The organism is Streptomyces sp. NPDC031479 (assembly GCF_055581065.1).
In genome coordinates this window covers 17,926-33,882 of the sequence record NZ_JBVIKC010000037.1, presented here as the reverse complement: position 1 = coordinate 33,882, position 15,957 = coordinate 17,926, and the positions used below count along the sequence as shown (strand labels likewise).

Genomic DNA, 15,957 nt, shown 5'->3' with positions numbered 1-15,957 from the left:
CCAACGAGTCCCAGAACGGTGCATCGGTCTGCATGACCAGCACCATCACCGTCCACAACCTGCCGCAGCGCGGCTGAGCAGCGTGGATGGCGGTCGACTCGGCTCAGGCCAGCGCGGCTGCGGAGCGCACGGAGGGAGACGGGCTCTCGGTCGCGGGCCGCTCCCATGGCAACAGGCCCGCTTGTCGATGTCGAGCCAGGTGACATGCTCGCTGTACCCGTCGTGCTTGTCGTCGATCACGCACTCGACTCTGGGTCTGTGTGAAGCGGCTCTCTGGGGCGTTGTGCGTGGACGCGGCGCACGCGCTTCACCGTCACCGCCGCCGGGAGACCGGCAAGGAGGAGGGACAGCCCCACCGGGAGCACCCCGGCCCACACCGTTGGTGAGACATACGCGGTGCCGGATGTGCCGTCCACCAGCCACGCGCGGACCGGTTGCGAATCGATGTCGCCCTCGACGGGGACTTCGAACGACGAGCCGCCGTCGTCCGGGGTGAAGGTACCCGAGCAAAACGTCGACGTTCCCGCATTGGCCACGGTGTTGTCGTACGTCCGGCAGTCGGCTTCGGTCACGGTGCCGGGCTCGCCCCACAGCGCCGCCCGAAGCTCTGCGGTGAAGTTCGTCAGTACGACGTAGGCCAGAAACAGCCCGACCAGACAGGCCAGCGCCAGCCACGGGGCGGGTCCGACCTGCTCCCGCCTGCTCTGTTGCCCGTCCAGAACGTTCCCACCCTCGCTCATCCCCACCCTCGGATCGCCGACGGACCTCCATGGTGACCCATTCGAGATGCCCTCGGAAGCCCGCCATGACGTGCCGGTGGGCTCGCACGATCGTTGAGTCGACCGACACCAGCCGACCGATGTCGTCGGCCGCGGCCTTCTCCGCCCGGACCGCCCGCGGCAGCCGCGAGAACGTCGCTGTCGGGTCGTTTCGGCAACGCGTTGAGGTGCCGCGCCAGACGCCGCGGCCCCGGCCTTGATCCGCCGGATAAGTCCTGGGTGCGAACTCGCATCACCGCTGGTCACAGATCCCGCCTCTGGGCGAGCGCCGTACATGGCGAATCCCGCCACCTGAAGCGCCCAGTCACAGGATGGAGTATCCCGTGCGATCAACCTTGAGCGCGTGCCATCGAACCTTGGTAGTTGAGAGGGCGCGTGATCGAAGGCTGGTCGTCCCTGGTCCGATACCAGCCAGATCGTGTGGGGTCCACGCCGGCTGCGGCGGTGCGGCCAGTCTTGCGGCTTAGATGGCCCTTGATCATGATCACTGAGACCGGGGAGAACCAGTGACCACCACCGCTGACACCATCCAGACCTTGAAGTCGAATTTCGAGGCCAGCGGCTACCAGGGGGAGTGCATCGTCAACTTGGTCGTCGAGGACGGCGAGAAGTACACGCTGAACATCAAGGACCAGGGCCGTACCTGCGACGTGAAGCAAGGCGAGAGCCCTGACGGCGAGGTCACGCTCATCATGGGTTCGGAGACCCTGAACGCGATCACCACAGGGAAAGTGCGACCCGAGGAGGCGTGTTCTTTGGCGGCAAGCTGCGCTTGACGGGCGACCCGCAGCTGGGGCTGAAGGTCTGTCGGTCGTTCGGTCCGGCTTGATCGGCCACCAACATGATGGCCCTCAGCTGCTGGGCGGCTGAGGGCACCACTCCATGCCCGACCCTGGAAGAGGGGTGTGAGGGAGGCGTCGCGGATGGCGCTCAGGTGGCGTTCGACGTGTTGCAGCTCGACGGCCAGGAGGTCCTGACCCGCCCGTACGCCGAGCGCCGGACCCTGCTGGAGGCCCTGTCAGCTTCTCTACACCCTCCGAAGTCACGCCCGGAGCCTACGCAGCCGGTACCGCCGGGTTGGATTCCCTCAATCGCCGCGCCGCTGCTAGTCGGTGGTGTCGGGGGCCCTATGGGTTTCGTCAAGCGGTGGGTAACGTCCGTGACGGCTGGTCTTGAGCCGGGGAGAGCCTGATTGACCAGGGGCAACGGCTTTGATCGTTGAGTCGGCGTTGTGGAACCGAAGGGGTTGTGCGGATGAGGGTTCTGTTCTTTCCCGATGAGGATGGGGTGGACGTCTCGGGCGGTGCGGCGGAACTCGTCGTCCTGGCCCTCGCCCTCGCCGCGGGAAAGGGCGGCACGGAAACCACCACCTCGGCTGAACCGGGCTTCGGGGGCACTGAACTGGCTTCCGTCGAGGTGGTGAGCACCAGCGGCCCAGGTGTCCGTATCCGAGTTGATTCGGAGCGCAGCGCTCTACTCATCGAGGGTGACCGGCGGGGCTTGACGGCTCTCGCTGACGAAGTTCAGTCGATTGCGGAGATGGACGACGGCGGGCACCAGCACATCGAGTACTTCCCGGATCACTACTACCTTGTCGCTGGGTCACTGGCCATGGTCGTAAACAGTCCTCATGGCGGCATGCCGACTCGATGAACGACTGATAGCAGTGGCTGGCTGTGGTTGGCAGAAGGTTCCGTCGCGGAGCATCGCGAAGAGGACGTCGGCCCTGCGTCGGGCGAGGCAGAGCAGGGCCTGGGCGTGGTGCTTGCCCTGACTGATCTTCTTGTCGTGGTAGGCCCGGGAAGCGGGGTCGGACAGGGCAGCGAACGCGGAGAGGAAGAAGGCCCGTTTGAGCTGCTTGTTTCCTCTCCTGGAGGGCTGTTCGCCACGAATCGAGGAGCCCGAGTTGCGGGTCGTCGGAGCGAGACCCGCATAGGCGGCGAGGTGGGCCGCGGAGGGGAAGTTGCTGCCGTCGCCGACGTCGATGAGGATCCGGGCTCTGGTCCTGATGCCGACTCCCGGCATCGAGATCAGGACCTTCGAAAGAGGGTGGGCCTCCAGTAGTTCTTCGATCCGCCCGGCCGCAGTTTGCGCTGGTCGAGGACGGCGGTGAGGGAGCCGGCCAGGCTTGGGACGATCAGCGCGGCCGCCTCGGTGCCTGGCACCACCACGGTCTGTTCGTCCAGCGCGGTGAAGATGTCCTCGACCAGTCGCTCGGCCATCCGCTCCAGCCCGGCGATCCCGCGCTCGGCCGGGCCGCGGTCGAAGCGGGGCACCGCCCCCGGCGGATCTTCTGTTCGCCCGAGTGCCGGACCGCGGCCCGCGGCAGCGAGAAGGCGATGGAGAGCCGGACCTGCCCGGTCTGCGACGGCACCTTCGACTCACCCAAAACCATCCGGCAGGTCTACTGTTCCCCGACCTGCCGCAGGGATGCCGAACGCTACCGAGACCAGGCCCGCGAGCAGGACCGGGCCCGCGAGCAGGACCGGGCCCGCCGGCTCGGCGAAACGCCCCACCCGCCCGCCGCCTCGCCTCCCGTGATGCCCGGCCTGCCGCCGACGGCCAAACCCGCGACACGATCCGCCTACCGCCAGGCCCCGGAACGGGACCCGCTGGAGCCCACCGCAACCCGCGACTGCCCCCACTGCCAGAAGCCCGTCACCATCGTCGCTCTCCTCGCAACGCCGGAAGCCGCCCGCCCCTCCATGCCGACCGGCATTCCCGATGTCGTCCCACTCCGCAGGGCTCCATGACAGCACCATCAACTGGCCGGCAGCCCGGAAATCCGGCTGCCGACTGCAGGCCCTGATGGCAGAGTCTGCCCATGGCATTCCTACGTTGTGAAGCGGTCCGATGGGTCGATGACGAACCCCAGCCCGGCCTGGTCGAGGTCCGCTTCACAGACGCCCACCACCAGCAGTGGACGTTCGTCGACAAGTGGCCCGTCTTCGCCGGAGGGGACGACTTGGTCCCCGGCACCCGCTACCCCGTCGAGGTCGGCATCCTCTGCGACATCCTGACGACCGGCAACACCGCGGACACTTCGGACACAATCAAGATCTCCGTCACTCCTTGGGGACTCGAATCGCTCGAAGGACACGTCGAGTTCGAAGTGCGGGCTGATCAATTGACCACCAGCTGAGGTTCACGACTACCGGGCCCCGCCGACCTGACGGCCGGCGGGGCCCACGCATGCTCTCCGGCTCCCCACATTCCCCACACCGTTCAAGCCGCGACGAAGTGAGGCGAAGAGCGACAGCGGCCGTTTTCAAGGCTGTGACCGCGCTTCCGTGATGACTACCGCTGGATGAGGATTCGGGCTCTCAGCACGCGGAACGAGGCTCGGCCGTACATCTGCCGCTTGATCGTCTTGATGCGGTTGACGTGGCCTTCTACGACGCCGGAGCTGTACTGCAAGGTCAGGCCGGCCGTCACGGCGTCGATGTCGAACGTCATGAACCGGGCGAACCGGCGGATCGGCTGAGGTGCGTCACGCTCCACTTCGCTGATCCAGTCGGGCAGCAGATGGCCGGTGCGGTCGCGGACCAGGTCGGTGAACCGCTGCGCGATCTCCCGGGCGCGGGCGATGTCCGGGCAGGCCAGGCAGACCTCACCGAGCTGGACCTCGTCGTCTTCACTCAACGACTCACGGCGACGCATGATCCAGGACGTGATCGCGCGTGGGCTCGGAATCGGCGCCGGCGCGGGTATCGCAGTGCCGTCTCCAAGAGTCGCGACGTATCGGCGGACCGTCTGAACCGTGCCTCCGAATCCCCGCTCACGGACTTCGCGGAAGAGCCGGCTGGCGTCCGTGCATCCGTTGAGGAAGCGAGCTTGCAAGTAGGAGTGGAAGGGCGTGAGGAGTCCCGTTCGACGATGCCGGGCGGATTCGATGAGTACGGCGAGATCGGTGTCCCGGAAGTGCCGCACTGTCTTGCGGTCCATGTCCAAGCGGCGCGCGATCGCGCTGATCGTCCATCCTTTGTCGACCAGATCGAGGATGTCGGCGTGCCGGTGAAGGGTCCGCTCGACGATGGCAGTCTTCGGCAGCGCCGCCGGCTGATCCGGCACCCAGGTGTCAGGGACCGGGGCGTCAGGTTGAGCTCGCTCCTGGGCATGTTTCCGCAGGCAGGCGCGGTGCTGGTGACATGTCTTCTCCACCACGACGGACAGGTTCTGCAGCAGATGCCACCGGTCGGCCACCTCGATCGCCCCGGTGGCTGCCTGCTTGATCGCGCGGGTGTAGCCGGTGGCCCGGTCCCGGCAAATGACCTCTGCTCCGGGATGGGCCTCCAGCCAGGCAAGGAATGTCTCCGAGCTGCGGTCGGGCAGAACATCGAACGGCTTGCCCCGTTCCACGTCTACGAGCACGGTTCCGTATGTGTGGCCACGCCGGAAGGCGAAGTCATCCACTCCCAGGACCCGCGGAGCCCGGGCCGGCACCTCCGGCGCCGACAGCAGACGGATGAGCGACGTCCGGCGCCCAGACAATGCCAGCCGTCGGCAGAGGCGTTCTCCCGGGCGGCCCCCAAGCTCCATGGCCACGAAACGGACGAGGTCACGCATGGCCACCGACGATTGACCGTGTGACCTGGTGAAACCCTCAACCTGCTCAACGAAAGTCCGCCGGCGACACATGGGCATTTCGCAGAGGAACCGCCGCACCCGTAGTCGGACGAGCACCTCTCGGCCGCCGACAGGCTGATCGGCCAGCCGCCGCCAGTACCGGCTGTGAACCCGCCGTGCACCGTTGCCACAGTCCGGACAACGGCCAGGCGGTCCACTACCAACCGCGTCCACAAATAGGGTGCGGCCGGCGACATGCACCCGCTCGATCCTCAGCTCGATTCCCGGAAACAGGACGTCCGACAGTTCACGCAACCCCATACAGAAGTTGTGCCGCGACGAAACGATCCGGCATGCCAGCTTCTGCGGTGGCGATCAGTAGGGGCGCTTGATGTCGTGAGCCTCCAACGCGCTTTCGTAGCAGGCCAGCAACTCGTCGAGGTTGGCCAGCAGGATGGTGGCAGCCTCGTGCGCGTCATCGACGTCGCCCTGGGCGCAGGCTTCCACGATTTCAGCAACGTCGCCGCGCATGATCGACAGTGAGTCCCCCTGGATCAGCACGCCCGGGAAGTGACGTGGCGGCAGGCGGACAACCGCGTCGTTGCCTGGATCCGTGAACAGCTCAGCCTCAATGAGTTCCATCGGGTCATCCAACAGCAGACGCTGGACCGCATCCAGCCGTAGCCATCACGGAAGCGCGGTCACAGCCGTTTTCAAGAATCCCCATCATCCCAGGGCAAGTGAACCTCCTGGTAGGTCGCTATGTGCTCTGTCTTCACGTTGGGCACGCTCGTTCGGCACCCGGGTCTCGACGACGGCCGGTCGCGGCGGGTGTGCTGCAGGCGCTGGTTGAGGTGGTGCGCCAACTGCGCGAGCTCGGCCCGCACAGTCCGATTAGCTTGTACTGCATACGGGCATCGTGAAAACATGCAACCGTTCAACAGGTGGACGAGAGTGGCGATCGACGTCACTCGCTATGTGTGCGAGCAACACCTCGCAGACCGGAACTTCGAGTTTTACGGTCTCCAGGCTGCTGAAGCGCTCAACTACGGGCCCGGCAGCATCTACCCCGTCCTGCGCCGACTTGTAACCGCTAAATGGCTACTGGTCCGTGTGGAGGGAGCCGACGAGCCGCTTACCAAGGGCCGGCCACGGCGGACCTACTACCGAATCAACCCGGACCAGCTCGGCGCGGTCCGCCAGCGCGTCGCCGAGCTTGACGCGCGGGAGCGCTCATCGCGGCGGTCGCCACGCCCCGCTTCCCATCCGATGCCCGCGCCCAGTTCCGGGCCCGAGTTCGGGAGGGTGGAAGGGTGAGTTTGATCTCGAGCGTGGTGCGGTTTACGCGCGACTCTGAGAGCAGGATGGTGCGCCTCGCGCTCGCGGGCACCGTAGCAGTCGGGCCCGTCTCGTGCATCTGGGGATCACCTCAGTCCCCGGTGGCCAATTTCAGCATCGGTGTGAAGTGGACGTGGACCCTTGGAATAGGTCTCGGTCCGCTGCTGTTACTGCTGCTCGGCGACACGGTTGCGCTGATTTCTTGGGCGACACGAGATCTCCGGCGGTGGGCTGCGCCCTTGCTGCCGCTGGTGGGAACAGTGGTGCTGGCAGTTCCGGCGGCCGCCTTCCCGCCGCGTGCTCGTCGTCAGTGGCTCTCTGGAGTGCTGGAGGCATTCTGGCTGCGCCGGGAACACGGGTTCACCTGGATTCGGGTGCTTTTCAGCTTCGTGGGTACCTGGCCATTGGCCCTGTTCTACGAATGGAGGGACTACCTCACCAGTCGACCCAACGACCTGGACCTGGCGTCCATCAGCGAGAACGCCGGGCCCCAACCGCCTGAGAGCTACTGGAAGCGGCACCGTACGGAGATTTTCTGGGCGGCCGTCTTCGCGGTTGCGGCGGCCGTGGGCTACGAGGCGCTCACCGAACTCATGCACTACAACGGCTACTCCTGGCCATGGGAGACGCAGTGGTCCCCTGAGACTCTGTCGGTGTGAAATCGGCTGGTCTCCGTGCGAGGCCGTGCGCGATGCTGCACTCGTGATCGATCGAGAAGCCGCAGTCCAGATCGTTGAAGAGCAGCTGGCACGCGACTATGAGACGGACCGCGCGTTGCGCGCGGACCCGATGCTCATGACCATCGCGGGAGTGGAAGAGCACGAGCTGGTGTGGATCGTCTCCTGGACGTCCGAGGAGTACCTACGCACCCGGAATCCGGACTTCATGCTTGCCGGGAACGGGCCCTACTTGGTAGATCGACTCGACGGAAGCCTGCACCAGATCGGCGTCGTCTCCGCGGTGATCGATGGGTGGCAGGAGGACTACAGAACCCGTATCCGGGGCCAGGTTGTGCGGACCGCGGTGGATGATCTACACGATGAGGTCCGTGGTGTTGCGGCTGCTCGTGGGCGGATCCATGCAATGCACATCCTGCATCAGAGGTTGCCGGTGCTGTCTCTTGCCGAGGTCATCGAATACGTGGGCGCCTTGAAGGACGGCATTGTTCCGGATCATCTTGCAAGGATCGCCAAGAAGGAACTGGTGCCCTCTGTCGACCCGGTACTGGCTGCGACGACCATCCGTGGGGCCGCATCGAATACTGACTGACCTGGTGTCAGCTCTGCCGGCAGGTGGCGATGTAGTCGAACCAGTCGAACCAGTCGAACCAGTCGCGCCTGCCGGGCATCCGAACAACCGCTCAAGGGCGACCCTGGTACGCCACGAGTACGGAGAGGGCATCTCCGTCTCGCAAGCCGCGCAGACCACCACTGCCGCACGCCCGCACGCCGCAACCCCCTGTTCTCCTCTCTTGCGCATGCCCGGACCCCGATCGGGCACGCCTCACGCGGCAGGGTTGATTCATAGTTGTCGTGGCCACAGGTTGTTGCTGGTCAGGGCGGCCTGAGTAGGTCGAAGGGGCGGGTGTGGGGCGCGTAGGAGACCTCGCGCAGGCCAGCCGCGATGCTGCGGTTCCCGGCCTGACGGAGGGTGTCGGTGCGCGAGCCGCGCGCGGTCTGCGGTGTCCCGGTGCGACCCGCGTCCGGTCGGCGTGCCTGCGGGCCTTCGGGCAAGCCGAGTGCCTGGTACAGGGCCGTGAGGTGGTCGCGGGCGGCGAGGGCGTGCCGGACGGTGCGGCAGAGCTGTTCGCTCCGTTACTCCGACCGCTCCGGCCAGCGCCTACCCCACCCCTTGACCACCCGGTCGCCGACGGCGAGCGACCGATACGTCCGGCTGTTCACCTCGATGCTGAGCTCCCGCCCCTCGTCGGTGCGGATGTGCATCATGTAGTGGCCCGTCGGGCCGTAGGTACCGGTCGAACTGCTCACCCCCCGGCCGGTGACCACCCCGGTGTAGGCGTCCTTGCTCTCGCCCAACCCGTGCGCGGCGATCATCGCCAGGACCATGGCGAGCGGGCCGATGGAGAGGAGCATGACAACGGTGTTCGACATGTGCGATCCCCCTGCATCGACGACGGCACAGGCCATCCACGGCAGCGTACCGGTCTTGTGGACGCCAGCCCAGAAGGCGTACCCAGAGGGCTGTTCGGCCCCGGTCCGGGGCCAGGGCTGCCTCCTGGGCCGGGTGGTGGGCGTGGTGCAGGTCACCGGAGGGTAACGGGACTGGCGAGGCCGTCACGAACGCAAGGAGGCTCCGGTTGACGGGGTGGCCGACCAAAGTCGCCCTGCATCACCGGAGCCTCGATGTGCCGCCAGTCTGTCACCGTCTGCCTGATCAAGTCGCCCAGCCCCGCCACACGCGAACTGTCCGTGTTGACGGATCGGTTGACGGCTCTGCCCGACCCGCTCGACAGTCAAAGAACTACGTACTCCACCAACCACCAGGTCGTCATTGACGCGGATGCCCGCCTGGTCGTTGTGGTCGGTGAGGCTTTGCCCGGCAACCGCAACGACTGCCGGGCACGGGAGGAGTCTGGCGCGAAGGCCGCCGTTGGCAGGACCCTCACGATGGCCGACGGCGGCTATACGGGCACCGGCCTTCTCATGCCTCACCGCCGCACCCCGGGCGAAGAGTTGCCGGGCTGGAAGCGCGAGCATAATCGCTCGCACAAACAGGTCCGGCCCGCGTCGAGGACGTCTTCGCCCGCATCAAGACGGAAGATCCTCCGTGACTGCCGTCTCAAGGGCGACGGCGTCCGACACGCCATGCTCGGCATCGCCCGACTGCACAACCTCGCTCTCACGGGATAGGTCCGGCCATATGTGGGACCTGAGAGGTCCCCGGGAGACGGCTCCCCCTCCCAGTCTCGGAGGAGAATCAGGCGAGGCAGAACTCGTTGCCCTCGATGTCCTGCATCGTGATGCACGACTCGTTGACGCCATCGGCGCGCTGCGTCAGCACGTGTTTCGCGCCGAGCGCCATCAGCCGTGCGCATTCGGCCTCAAGTGTGGCCAGGCGCTCGTCACCCACGAGGCCGGTGCCGACCCGCACATCGAGATGCACGCGGTTCTTGACGACCTTGCCTTCGGGAACTCGCTGGAAGAGCACGCGCGGGCCCACACCCGAGGGATCAGTGCACGCGAAGTAGATCTCATCCTCAGGCGGCAGCGAGTGGTGGTACTCCTCCCACGTGGTGAAGCCCTCCGGGACTGTCGGTACGACGTACCCCAGCACCTCGCACCAGAAGGCGGCGAGGCGCGCAGGTTCCGCGCAGTCGAAGGTCACTTGGAACTGCTTGATCATTGACATCGGCGCACGATAACAGGGGCCCTGCTCATCTCCGCGGGCGGGTGGATCCACACGTTGCCGGGAGGACGGCCCTGCCATCCGCTGCTGTGTCGTGCGGTCACAGGGGTGAACCGAGGTCGGCGCCTCTCCCAAAGGGTGGGACCCAGGATCCGATCTCAGCCGACCAGTCTCGTGCCAAAGATCAGTTACGGCGGACAGCCCTTGCGAGCTCGTGCATGGTTGGCGGTGCGACGCTGGATCGTGATCCCTGATCATGTTCGTGTGGTGGGGAACGGGTGTCGTGCGGCGATCATCAGCGACCGGAGGATCACGGGGTTGTCGGCCGATGTGATCGCCGAACTCGTCGCCGAGATCGGCCCGCTATGACACGAACGGCACCAGGCGAGACTGGACTCCAAGCCACGGAATCGGGCCGTCGGCGCCGGCGCAAAGGACCGGCTGGTCTTCATCGACGGCCTCCTGGCCACACTCGTCCACCTTCGCCACGGTGCCACCCACGACGTGCTGGCCTGCTGGTTCGGCGTCGACCGCTCCACCATCACCCGGGCGATCGGCGAAGTGCGGCCCCTGCTCGCAGCACGCGGCTGCACCATCGCGGCCGGCCTCCTGCTCCGCACCCTCGCCGAGGTCATCGGCCACCTCGGAGCCGGCGGACAGACCGGGATCATCGACGGCATCGGGTGCCCGGAGAGGGCGATCAGCCGGCGCCGCGGGGAGGTAGTGAGCACGGACGACGGGTAAACCCGCCTGCTGGACACCGCCACCGGCCGCCCCCGCGACGCCCACGCCTATCCCACGGCCAAGCAGGCTGGCGGTTACTGGTCGAACACGGCGACCAGTCCACGGGGCAACTACCTCATGGTCGAATCCCTGGACGAGAACCTGAAGTCCAGCCTGACGGCCTGGGAAACCCGCACCAGGGGCAAAAGCTCTCGACGAGTGCCGGCGGACCCGCCTTCCTGGCGCCAAGCACTGGATGCACATCCTCACCGAAATCAAGAACCGCGGCGTGAACGACGTCCTCATGCTCGTCGGCGACGGCCTGAAGGGCCTGCCGGACGTGGTCGAGTACCTCTTCTTCACCGACGTCGACGTCTTGTCGGGGGCGTACCTCGGCATCCGAACACCTTCCGTCGGGGGCGTTCGCAACCACTGGCCGCGCTTCGCAAGTCCCTCACCTGGGACCAAGGCTCGTTGTGGTTCATCGATGCCGGAAACATGATCGTTCCCGATTCCGGCGATCGTGCGGTTGCGGGAGAACGGCTGGGAGGAGTTCAAGCCGTTCCTCCGGTTCGACACCGAGATCCGTCGCATCGTCTGCACCACCAACGCGATCGAGTCCGTGAACGCCAGGATCCGGCGGGCGGTCAAGGCCCGCGGGCACTTCCCGAACGAGACCGCAGTGTTTGAGTGCGTCTACATGGCGATCATGTCGCTCGACCCCACCGGGAATGGGGCAGGCCCACTGGAGCTGCGTTGGAAGACCGCGCTGAACGCCTTCGACATCACCTTCGGCGGCCGACTCTCCGCAGCCCGCCAGTAACTCCAACCACCCTCGTTACACCGTTCGATTGACAAACCCTCCGGGGCGGGTGGGCGGGCGCGGTGTCGCTGAGGGGAGGGTTCGATGCCCCACGCTGTAGCAACTGCAGCGCCGGGGCGGGTTGCCGGTAGTTGGGTGCCGTCCTTCCCCGGCCCGGTACGCGCGGGAGGGGAGGACGGCACCCGGGAGCATGGAGCTCAGGCGGTGGTGCGGCGACGGCGTCCGGTTCCGGCGACGAACGCGGCTCCCATGGAAAGTGCGATGCCTGCACCGCCGAGCGCCCAGGCGGTGGCGGCGTCGGTGCCGGTTTCGGCAAGCTGGCCGCTGCCAGTGGTGCTGCCGGGTCCACCGTGGTTCGTGTTGTCCGCCGGCTTGGCACCGCCATCAGGCTTGGTCTGGTTGCCGGTGCCGGTGCCGGTGCCGCCGTCGGGCTTGTTGCCGGTGTCCGGCTTTGGGGTGCCTCCGTCTGGCGCGGGCGTCTGGGCGGAACCCGCGGCGGTCACCTTGGACGCGTGGCTCACGTCCTCGGAGTGCACCGAGCCTTCACCCCACCCGTTCTGGCCGCTCGTGTGCAGGGAGATGTCGTGCGGGGAGGTCTTGGCGTCGAACTTCAGCCTGAGCTTGAGGTCGAAGGTTTCGTTCTTCTCGATGTCCACGGTGGCCAGCTCGTGGACCCAGACCTCCTCCGATCCGTCGGACAGGACCGGGTGCCAGGCCCAGACGCCCTTGGTGTCGGGAGCGTAGACCTCGAGCTTGATGTCGCCTTCCTTGAAGAAGCCGTCCTTCACCCAGAGGGCCAGGTCGAGCTGGTAGTCGTCGATCGCGGCATGCCCGGAGTTGTCGACGTGCAGCGAGAAATCGCTCCAGTCCGCGCCCGCCTTGAAGCCGGCCTGGGGCAGCCCCGTCAGGCCGAGCTTAGGACCGGTGAAGACGGGTACTTCCTGGCCGCCGCCCTCATTGGGCTTGGCTTCGCCGACTCGGCTGTCGAAGAAGGAGTAGCGGGAGACGACCTGACCGCCATCGTCCGTACCTTCGCCGCCGACGGAGATTTCGATCGGTGCGGCAGGGGTGTCGGCGGTGAAGCGGATCCGGAAGTCCACGGAGTAGGCCTGGCCCGGGGCGACGGACTTCTTGTCGGAGTCGATCTCGTAGTAGTTGCTGCCGCGGTCGAGCCGCAGGGTCGTGCGCTTCCACGTGCCGTCAGCCTGGCGGATCTCGGCCTGGAGGTGCTTGGCCTGGACGATGCCGTCGTACTGGGAGACGGTGACAGCGGCCACGAAGTCGTCGACCGGGAGTCCGCCCCGGTTGTCGACGTTCACCGTCAGATTCGTCCAGTCTCCACCGGGGGTGAAGCTCTTCGGAACCCCGGTCAGGGACACCGCAGGCCCGTTGTTGCGGTACCGCGGGCTCGCCACGGTCTGCTTCGCTTCCCCTGAACCCGCAGAAGGCGCCACCCTCTGTCCTGCCGGCGCCGCCTGCGGAGCGTCGTTTCGCGAACCGGACTGCGCGGTGTCCTGCGGATCGGTCTGCGGTGCCGTGTCCGGAACCGAAACGGCCGGCTTGTCCTGGGCCATGGCGGGTACTGCCAACGCCGTCGGCCCCACCACAGCAGCGGCCGCCACGACGGCCATGCGCTTGAGCTTCATGTCTTGGACCCCCTTGATGATTCCCGAATGCGATGACACATCCGGCCCACCCCAACATCTTTTTGAACTTGATCAGGTTAAGTGCTCAGTCCCCTTCGCAGTCGGGGAGAAAGTCACGAACCGGCATCGATCGCATCCGGGGGATGGCGCCCTCAAAGGTCACCGAGCCCAGGCGCGACCGAGACTTCATTCTCGGTGAAAACGAGTCCACCCAGGGCATCCCTGGCATACATCTCTCCAGCTGGATGCCCTCCTGGCGCGCGTGGTGATCGGGGAGCGGGTCCATGGGCGGGGGACACTGGCCGGTGGTCGCCTGGGTTCGCCGCGCAGGAATGGGCGGCGGGTCTGGATAGTGATCCGCAACTAGTCGATCATGCAGAAGAGTTGCGGATGCAACGCGCATGGCGACCACGGTCGTGGCACCTGGTGACCTGCTGCCGGACGAGCTCGGTCCGTTCCAGACCGCCCACAAGCGATTGATGCGGTGGGCCGTGGACGGCACGTGGGAACGGATTCTCGCCGCTGTTCTGCCAGCCGCCCATGCCGGCGATGACATCGGCTGGATGGTGTCGGTGGACTCCACCATCTACCGGGCCCACCAGCACGCAGCCGGAGCCAGGAGGCAGGTGACGCCCCAGCGTTCGAGGCCGTCATGGCTGGCATCCGCGTTCCGCGACCAAGTCGGTCACCGTCGACGGCGAGGCAGCGCCGGCGGTCGCCCGCCGACCTTCGACGCCGAGGCGTACAAGCCGCGCAACGGGGTCGAACGATGAGTCAACCGGCTCAAGCAATGGCGCGGTCTGGCCATGCGGACGGACAAGCTCGCCATCGCCTACCAGGCCGCACTCCGCCTCGCCGGCATCCTCATGTGGATCCGAGGATCCTGAACGCCGGCCTGAGGCGGCTGCGCCTTCCCCGTCTACATGCCTCGCGGTGGGCCGTAGTCGGCCCACGCACCTTCCCTGCTCAGTACGGCGATCCCGTCGGGCACGCCATGGACCTGTGGCGCCAAAAAGATCATGTGCTCCTGATCGTGCCCGCGAGGGGGATGAGGCCCTCGGCCGTGCCGAAGGTGATCTCCGGAAGGCCGAGGATGACACGGGGATCGACAGGGGACTCCACACCCACCCTCACCCGCTCCTCCTGCGACCACAGCTGGGACGTACGCCGCATCCATTGCGCCGAGGTCATGCCAACCATCGCTCGGACGGTCCAGGTAGAGGTGATGGTTGATCTGGCGGGCCCCGTACGCATCAGCGATCGCCTTGTAGTCCGCAGGCAGCGACCGTCCGAGCTCGCCTTCCAGGCGCAGCCAGGCCGCGGGGGTGGCGCCGTCGGCCTGCGGGTGGCCGAGCATGTCGATAGCGGCCTGCACGTAGTCGGTCACGGCGCCTCAAGAAAGGGGAGAAGGTGCAGGGCGCCCCATCATTCGACGCCTCTTGCGTCGTCCGGCTGCCAGGGTCTGGAAGGCAGGCATCTCATCGTGCACTCGTCGGGTGCGGTGCTGACCAGGAGGCAGAACCTAGTGCTGCTCCGCAGAAGTTCATGGAGAGGTTTTGATCAGGCGGCCTTGAGGGGGGGGTGCCTTCGTAGGTCCATCGGTAGGGCTTGGCGGTCTCGTTGTGCCCGATGACGTATGCCTCCAGCTTCTAGATCAGGTCGCCCCGGCTGGGGAAGTTGCCGTGCCGCAGGGCCCGGCGGGTCAGGGCGGAGAAGAACAGTTGGTGTGCTTGGCGGTGTGGGAGGAGCCGTTGTCGAGCATGACGTGGATCTCCTTGACAGGAGCGATCGCCCGGTCGAGTCGCTCCAGGAAGGCGGTGAAGGCCGCCGCGTTGTTGCGGGCGATCACCTCTGTGAGGACCTCACCGGTGCGCACGTCGAGAGCGGCGATGAGGGAGACGGTGCCGTGACGCCGGTACGCGAACTCCTGCCGGGCGGTTTACCGGGGCGTGCTGGACGACCGGGATGGCAGCGTGAACGGGCGGCGATGATCGGGGTCTTCTCGTCGATGGAGAGCACCACCGTTCCCTGCGGTGGATCGAGGTAGAGGGCGCACACCGCGGACGCTCGCAGCCAGAAGTCGGGGGTGTCCGGCGGGTGAGCCGGCCACGGACCTTGTGCGGGTTCAGGTCCAGACCGGCCAGGAGCCTGCCGACCTGGGAGGTGGAGAGCGACACGAAGCAGGCGCTGGCCACGTGCTGGGCGACGGCCCGGTGCGACCAGGTCGCCTCCGGGTGCGGCGGCTGTGGTCATGATCGCTATGCGGACCTCGGGCCCGTAGATCTTCGGCCGCCCCGACCGTTCGGCGTCCCGCAAGCCGTCCGGGCCCAGTGCGGCGATCCGCGCAGGATTCGCCTACGTGGCACCCGAGTTGCCCGGCGAGCAGAGCCTGCCGCTGTGCCGACTGCGTTTCACCGGCGTACTACATACCTGGGGCTTCGCCCTCTATCTGGCCAGCAACGACAGCTACCGGGACAACATCCTGTCCAGCGGACTGCCGGCCGGCTCCCCGGAGGAAGCCCTCGACTGCGCAGGCGACCTCTACCTCAACGCTCTCGCGCCGGCCATCCGGGTGCCGGCAGGACTCAGAAGGGCCAGTTGTATCTGCGGGGTCTGCTGCTGGACGGCCGGCGCAAGTCGATGCAGCCGATGGCCGAACGTCTATGGGGCTGACCATCAGCGGTTGCGGCAGTTCATGGCCGGTGCCCCGGTACCC

General features: G+C 66.7%; 15 protein-coding genes and 7 pseudogenes. 13 read left to right on the top strand and 9 right to left on the bottom strand.

Annotated elements, in window-relative coordinates:
* Positions 1-236: 236 nt before the first annotated feature.
* A complete protein-coding gene (locus ACZ5D2_RS30535; protein WP_468933780.1) occupies positions 237-746 on the bottom strand; it encodes a hypothetical protein in 510 nt (169 codons plus the stop codon).
* Positions 747-1,285: 539 nt separating this feature from the next.
* Here ACZ5D2_RS30535 and ACZ5D2_RS30530 point away from each other — a divergent pair.
* Positions 1,286-1,555 carry a hypothetical protein gene (locus tag ACZ5D2_RS30530; RefSeq protein ID WP_468933777.1) on the top strand — a complete coding sequence of 90 codons (270 nt, stop codon included), beginning with the start codon at positions 1,286-1,288 and terminating at the stop codon, positions 1,553-1,555.
* 478 nt (positions 1,556-2,033) lie between these two features.
* Positions 2,034-2,432 (top strand): Imm32 family immunity protein, encoded by a 399-nt coding sequence (locus ACZ5D2_RS30525; protein WP_468933775.1) that lies wholly within the window; start codon positions 2,034-2,036, stop codon positions 2,430-2,432.
* Here the strand turns inward: ACZ5D2_RS30525 and ACZ5D2_RS30520 are convergent.
* Positions 2,382-3,004 (bottom strand): annotated as a pseudogene (locus ACZ5D2_RS30520) (transposase); the annotation flags it as partial. The gene ACZ5D2_RS30525 and the pseudogene ACZ5D2_RS30520 sit on opposite strands and share 51 nt — an antisense overlap.
* A gap of 114 nt (positions 3,005-3,118) precedes the next feature.
* On the opposite strand from ACZ5D2_RS30520, the gene ACZ5D2_RS30515 reads away from it, so the two are divergent.
* Together ACZ5D2_RS30515 and ACZ5D2_RS30510 are read left to right on the top strand one after the other, a co-directional pair.
* Complete coding sequence (locus ACZ5D2_RS30515; RefSeq protein WP_468933772.1) at positions 3,119-3,532, top strand: hypothetical protein; 414 nt, start codon at positions 3,119-3,121, stop codon at positions 3,530-3,532.
* A 71-nt stretch (positions 3,533-3,603) separates the two neighbouring features.
* Positions 3,604-3,921, top strand: coding sequence for a hypothetical protein (locus ACZ5D2_RS30510; protein WP_331738639.1), 318 nt, complete (start codon positions 3,604-3,606; stop codon positions 3,919-3,921).
* A 155-nt stretch (positions 3,922-4,076) separates the two neighbouring features.
* Here ACZ5D2_RS30510 and ACZ5D2_RS30505 read toward each other — a convergent pair whose 3' ends face one another.
* The gene (locus ACZ5D2_RS30505) at positions 4,077-5,666 is read right to left on the bottom strand and encodes an ISL3 family transposase (protein ID WP_468933768.1); all 1,590 of its coding nucleotides are present in this window, start codon (positions 5,664-5,666) and stop codon (positions 4,077-4,079) included.
* 54 nt (positions 5,667-5,720) lie between these two features.
* A complete protein-coding gene (locus ACZ5D2_RS30500) occupies positions 5,721-5,987 on the bottom strand; it encodes a DUF6959 family protein (RefSeq protein WP_331738643.1) in 267 nt (88 codons plus the stop codon).
* A gap of 312 nt (positions 5,988-6,299) precedes the next feature.
* Here ACZ5D2_RS30500 and ACZ5D2_RS30495 point away from each other — a divergent pair, with 312 nt between their 5' ends.
* From ACZ5D2_RS30495 to ACZ5D2_RS30485, 3 genes are all read left to right on the top strand, one after another.
* The gene (locus tag ACZ5D2_RS30495; protein WP_468933764.1) at positions 6,300-6,662 is read left to right on the top strand and encodes a PadR family transcriptional regulator; all 363 of its coding nucleotides are present in this window, start codon (positions 6,300-6,302) and stop codon (positions 6,660-6,662) included.
* 122 nt (positions 6,663-6,784) lie between these two features.
* Positions 6,785-7,342, top strand: a complete 558-nt coding sequence (locus ACZ5D2_RS30490) for a hypothetical protein (protein WP_371681505.1) — start codon at positions 6,785-6,787, stop codon at positions 7,340-7,342.
* A 43-nt stretch (positions 7,343-7,385) separates the two neighbouring features.
* Positions 7,386-7,952: a YrhB domain-containing protein gene (locus ACZ5D2_RS30485; protein WP_331738650.1), complete on the top strand. Its 567-nt coding sequence runs from the start codon at positions 7,386-7,388 to the stop codon at positions 7,950-7,952.
* A 545-nt stretch (positions 7,953-8,497) separates the two neighbouring features.
* Here the strand turns inward: ACZ5D2_RS30485 and ACZ5D2_RS30480 are convergent.
* Positions 8,498-8,794, bottom strand: coding sequence for a DUF7489 domain-containing protein (locus tag ACZ5D2_RS30480; protein WP_331738654.1), 297 nt, complete (start codon positions 8,792-8,794; stop codon positions 8,498-8,500).
* A gap of 329 nt (positions 8,795-9,123) precedes the next feature.
* Between ACZ5D2_RS30480 and ACZ5D2_RS30475 the strand changes: the two are divergent.
* A pseudogene (locus tag ACZ5D2_RS30475) lies at positions 9,124-9,553 on the top strand (transposase family protein); the annotation flags it as partial.
* A 67-nt stretch (positions 9,554-9,620) separates the two neighbouring features.
* Here ACZ5D2_RS30475 and ACZ5D2_RS30470 read toward each other — a convergent pair.
* Entirely contained in the window at positions 9,621-10,052 is a 432-nt protein-coding gene (locus ACZ5D2_RS30470) for a VOC family protein (protein WP_235486387.1), read from the bottom strand.
* A 387-nt stretch (positions 10,053-10,439) separates the two neighbouring features.
* Between ACZ5D2_RS30470 and ACZ5D2_RS30465 the strand changes: the two genes are divergently transcribed.
* The 3 genes and pseudogenes from ACZ5D2_RS30465 to ACZ5D2_RS30455 form a co-directional block, all read left to right on the top strand.
* On the top strand, positions 10,440-10,793 hold the full coding sequence (locus ACZ5D2_RS30465; protein ID WP_468933847.1) for a helix-turn-helix domain-containing protein: 354 nt from the start codon (positions 10,440-10,442) through the stop codon (positions 10,791-10,793).
* Between the two features lie 220 nt (positions 10,794-11,013).
* A pseudogene (locus ACZ5D2_RS30460) lies at positions 11,014-11,119 on the top strand (transposase); the annotation flags it as partial.
* 167 nt (positions 11,120-11,286) lie between these two features.
* Positions 11,287-11,595, top strand: a pseudogene (locus ACZ5D2_RS30455) (transposase); the annotation flags it as partial.
* A gap of 197 nt (positions 11,596-11,792) precedes the next feature.
* Here the strand turns inward: ACZ5D2_RS30455 and ACZ5D2_RS30450 are convergent.
* Complete coding sequence (locus ACZ5D2_RS30450) at positions 11,793-13,241, bottom strand: hypothetical protein (RefSeq protein ID WP_331738663.1); 1,449 nt, start codon at positions 13,239-13,241, stop codon at positions 11,793-11,795.
* 377 nt (positions 13,242-13,618) lie between these two features.
* Here ACZ5D2_RS30450 and ACZ5D2_RS30445 point away from each other — a divergent pair.
* Positions 13,619-14,128, top strand: a pseudogene (locus ACZ5D2_RS30445) (transposase family protein); the annotation flags it as partial.
* Between the two features lie 130 nt (positions 14,129-14,258).
* Here the strand turns inward: ACZ5D2_RS30445 and ACZ5D2_RS30440 are convergent.
* Both ACZ5D2_RS30440 and ACZ5D2_RS30435 read right to left on the bottom strand, forming a co-directional pair.
* Positions 14,259-14,441, bottom strand: coding sequence for a hypothetical protein (locus tag ACZ5D2_RS30440; protein ID WP_371681506.1), 183 nt, complete (start codon positions 14,439-14,441; stop codon positions 14,259-14,261).
* Between the two features lie 502 nt (positions 14,442-14,943).
* Positions 14,944-15,162, bottom strand: a pseudogene (locus ACZ5D2_RS30435) (transposase); the annotation flags it as partial.
* 605 nt (positions 15,163-15,767) lie between these two features.
* On the opposite strand from ACZ5D2_RS30435, the pseudogene ACZ5D2_RS30430 reads away from it, so the two are divergent.
* Positions 15,768-15,957: pseudogene (locus ACZ5D2_RS30430) on the top strand (transposase); the annotation flags it as partial.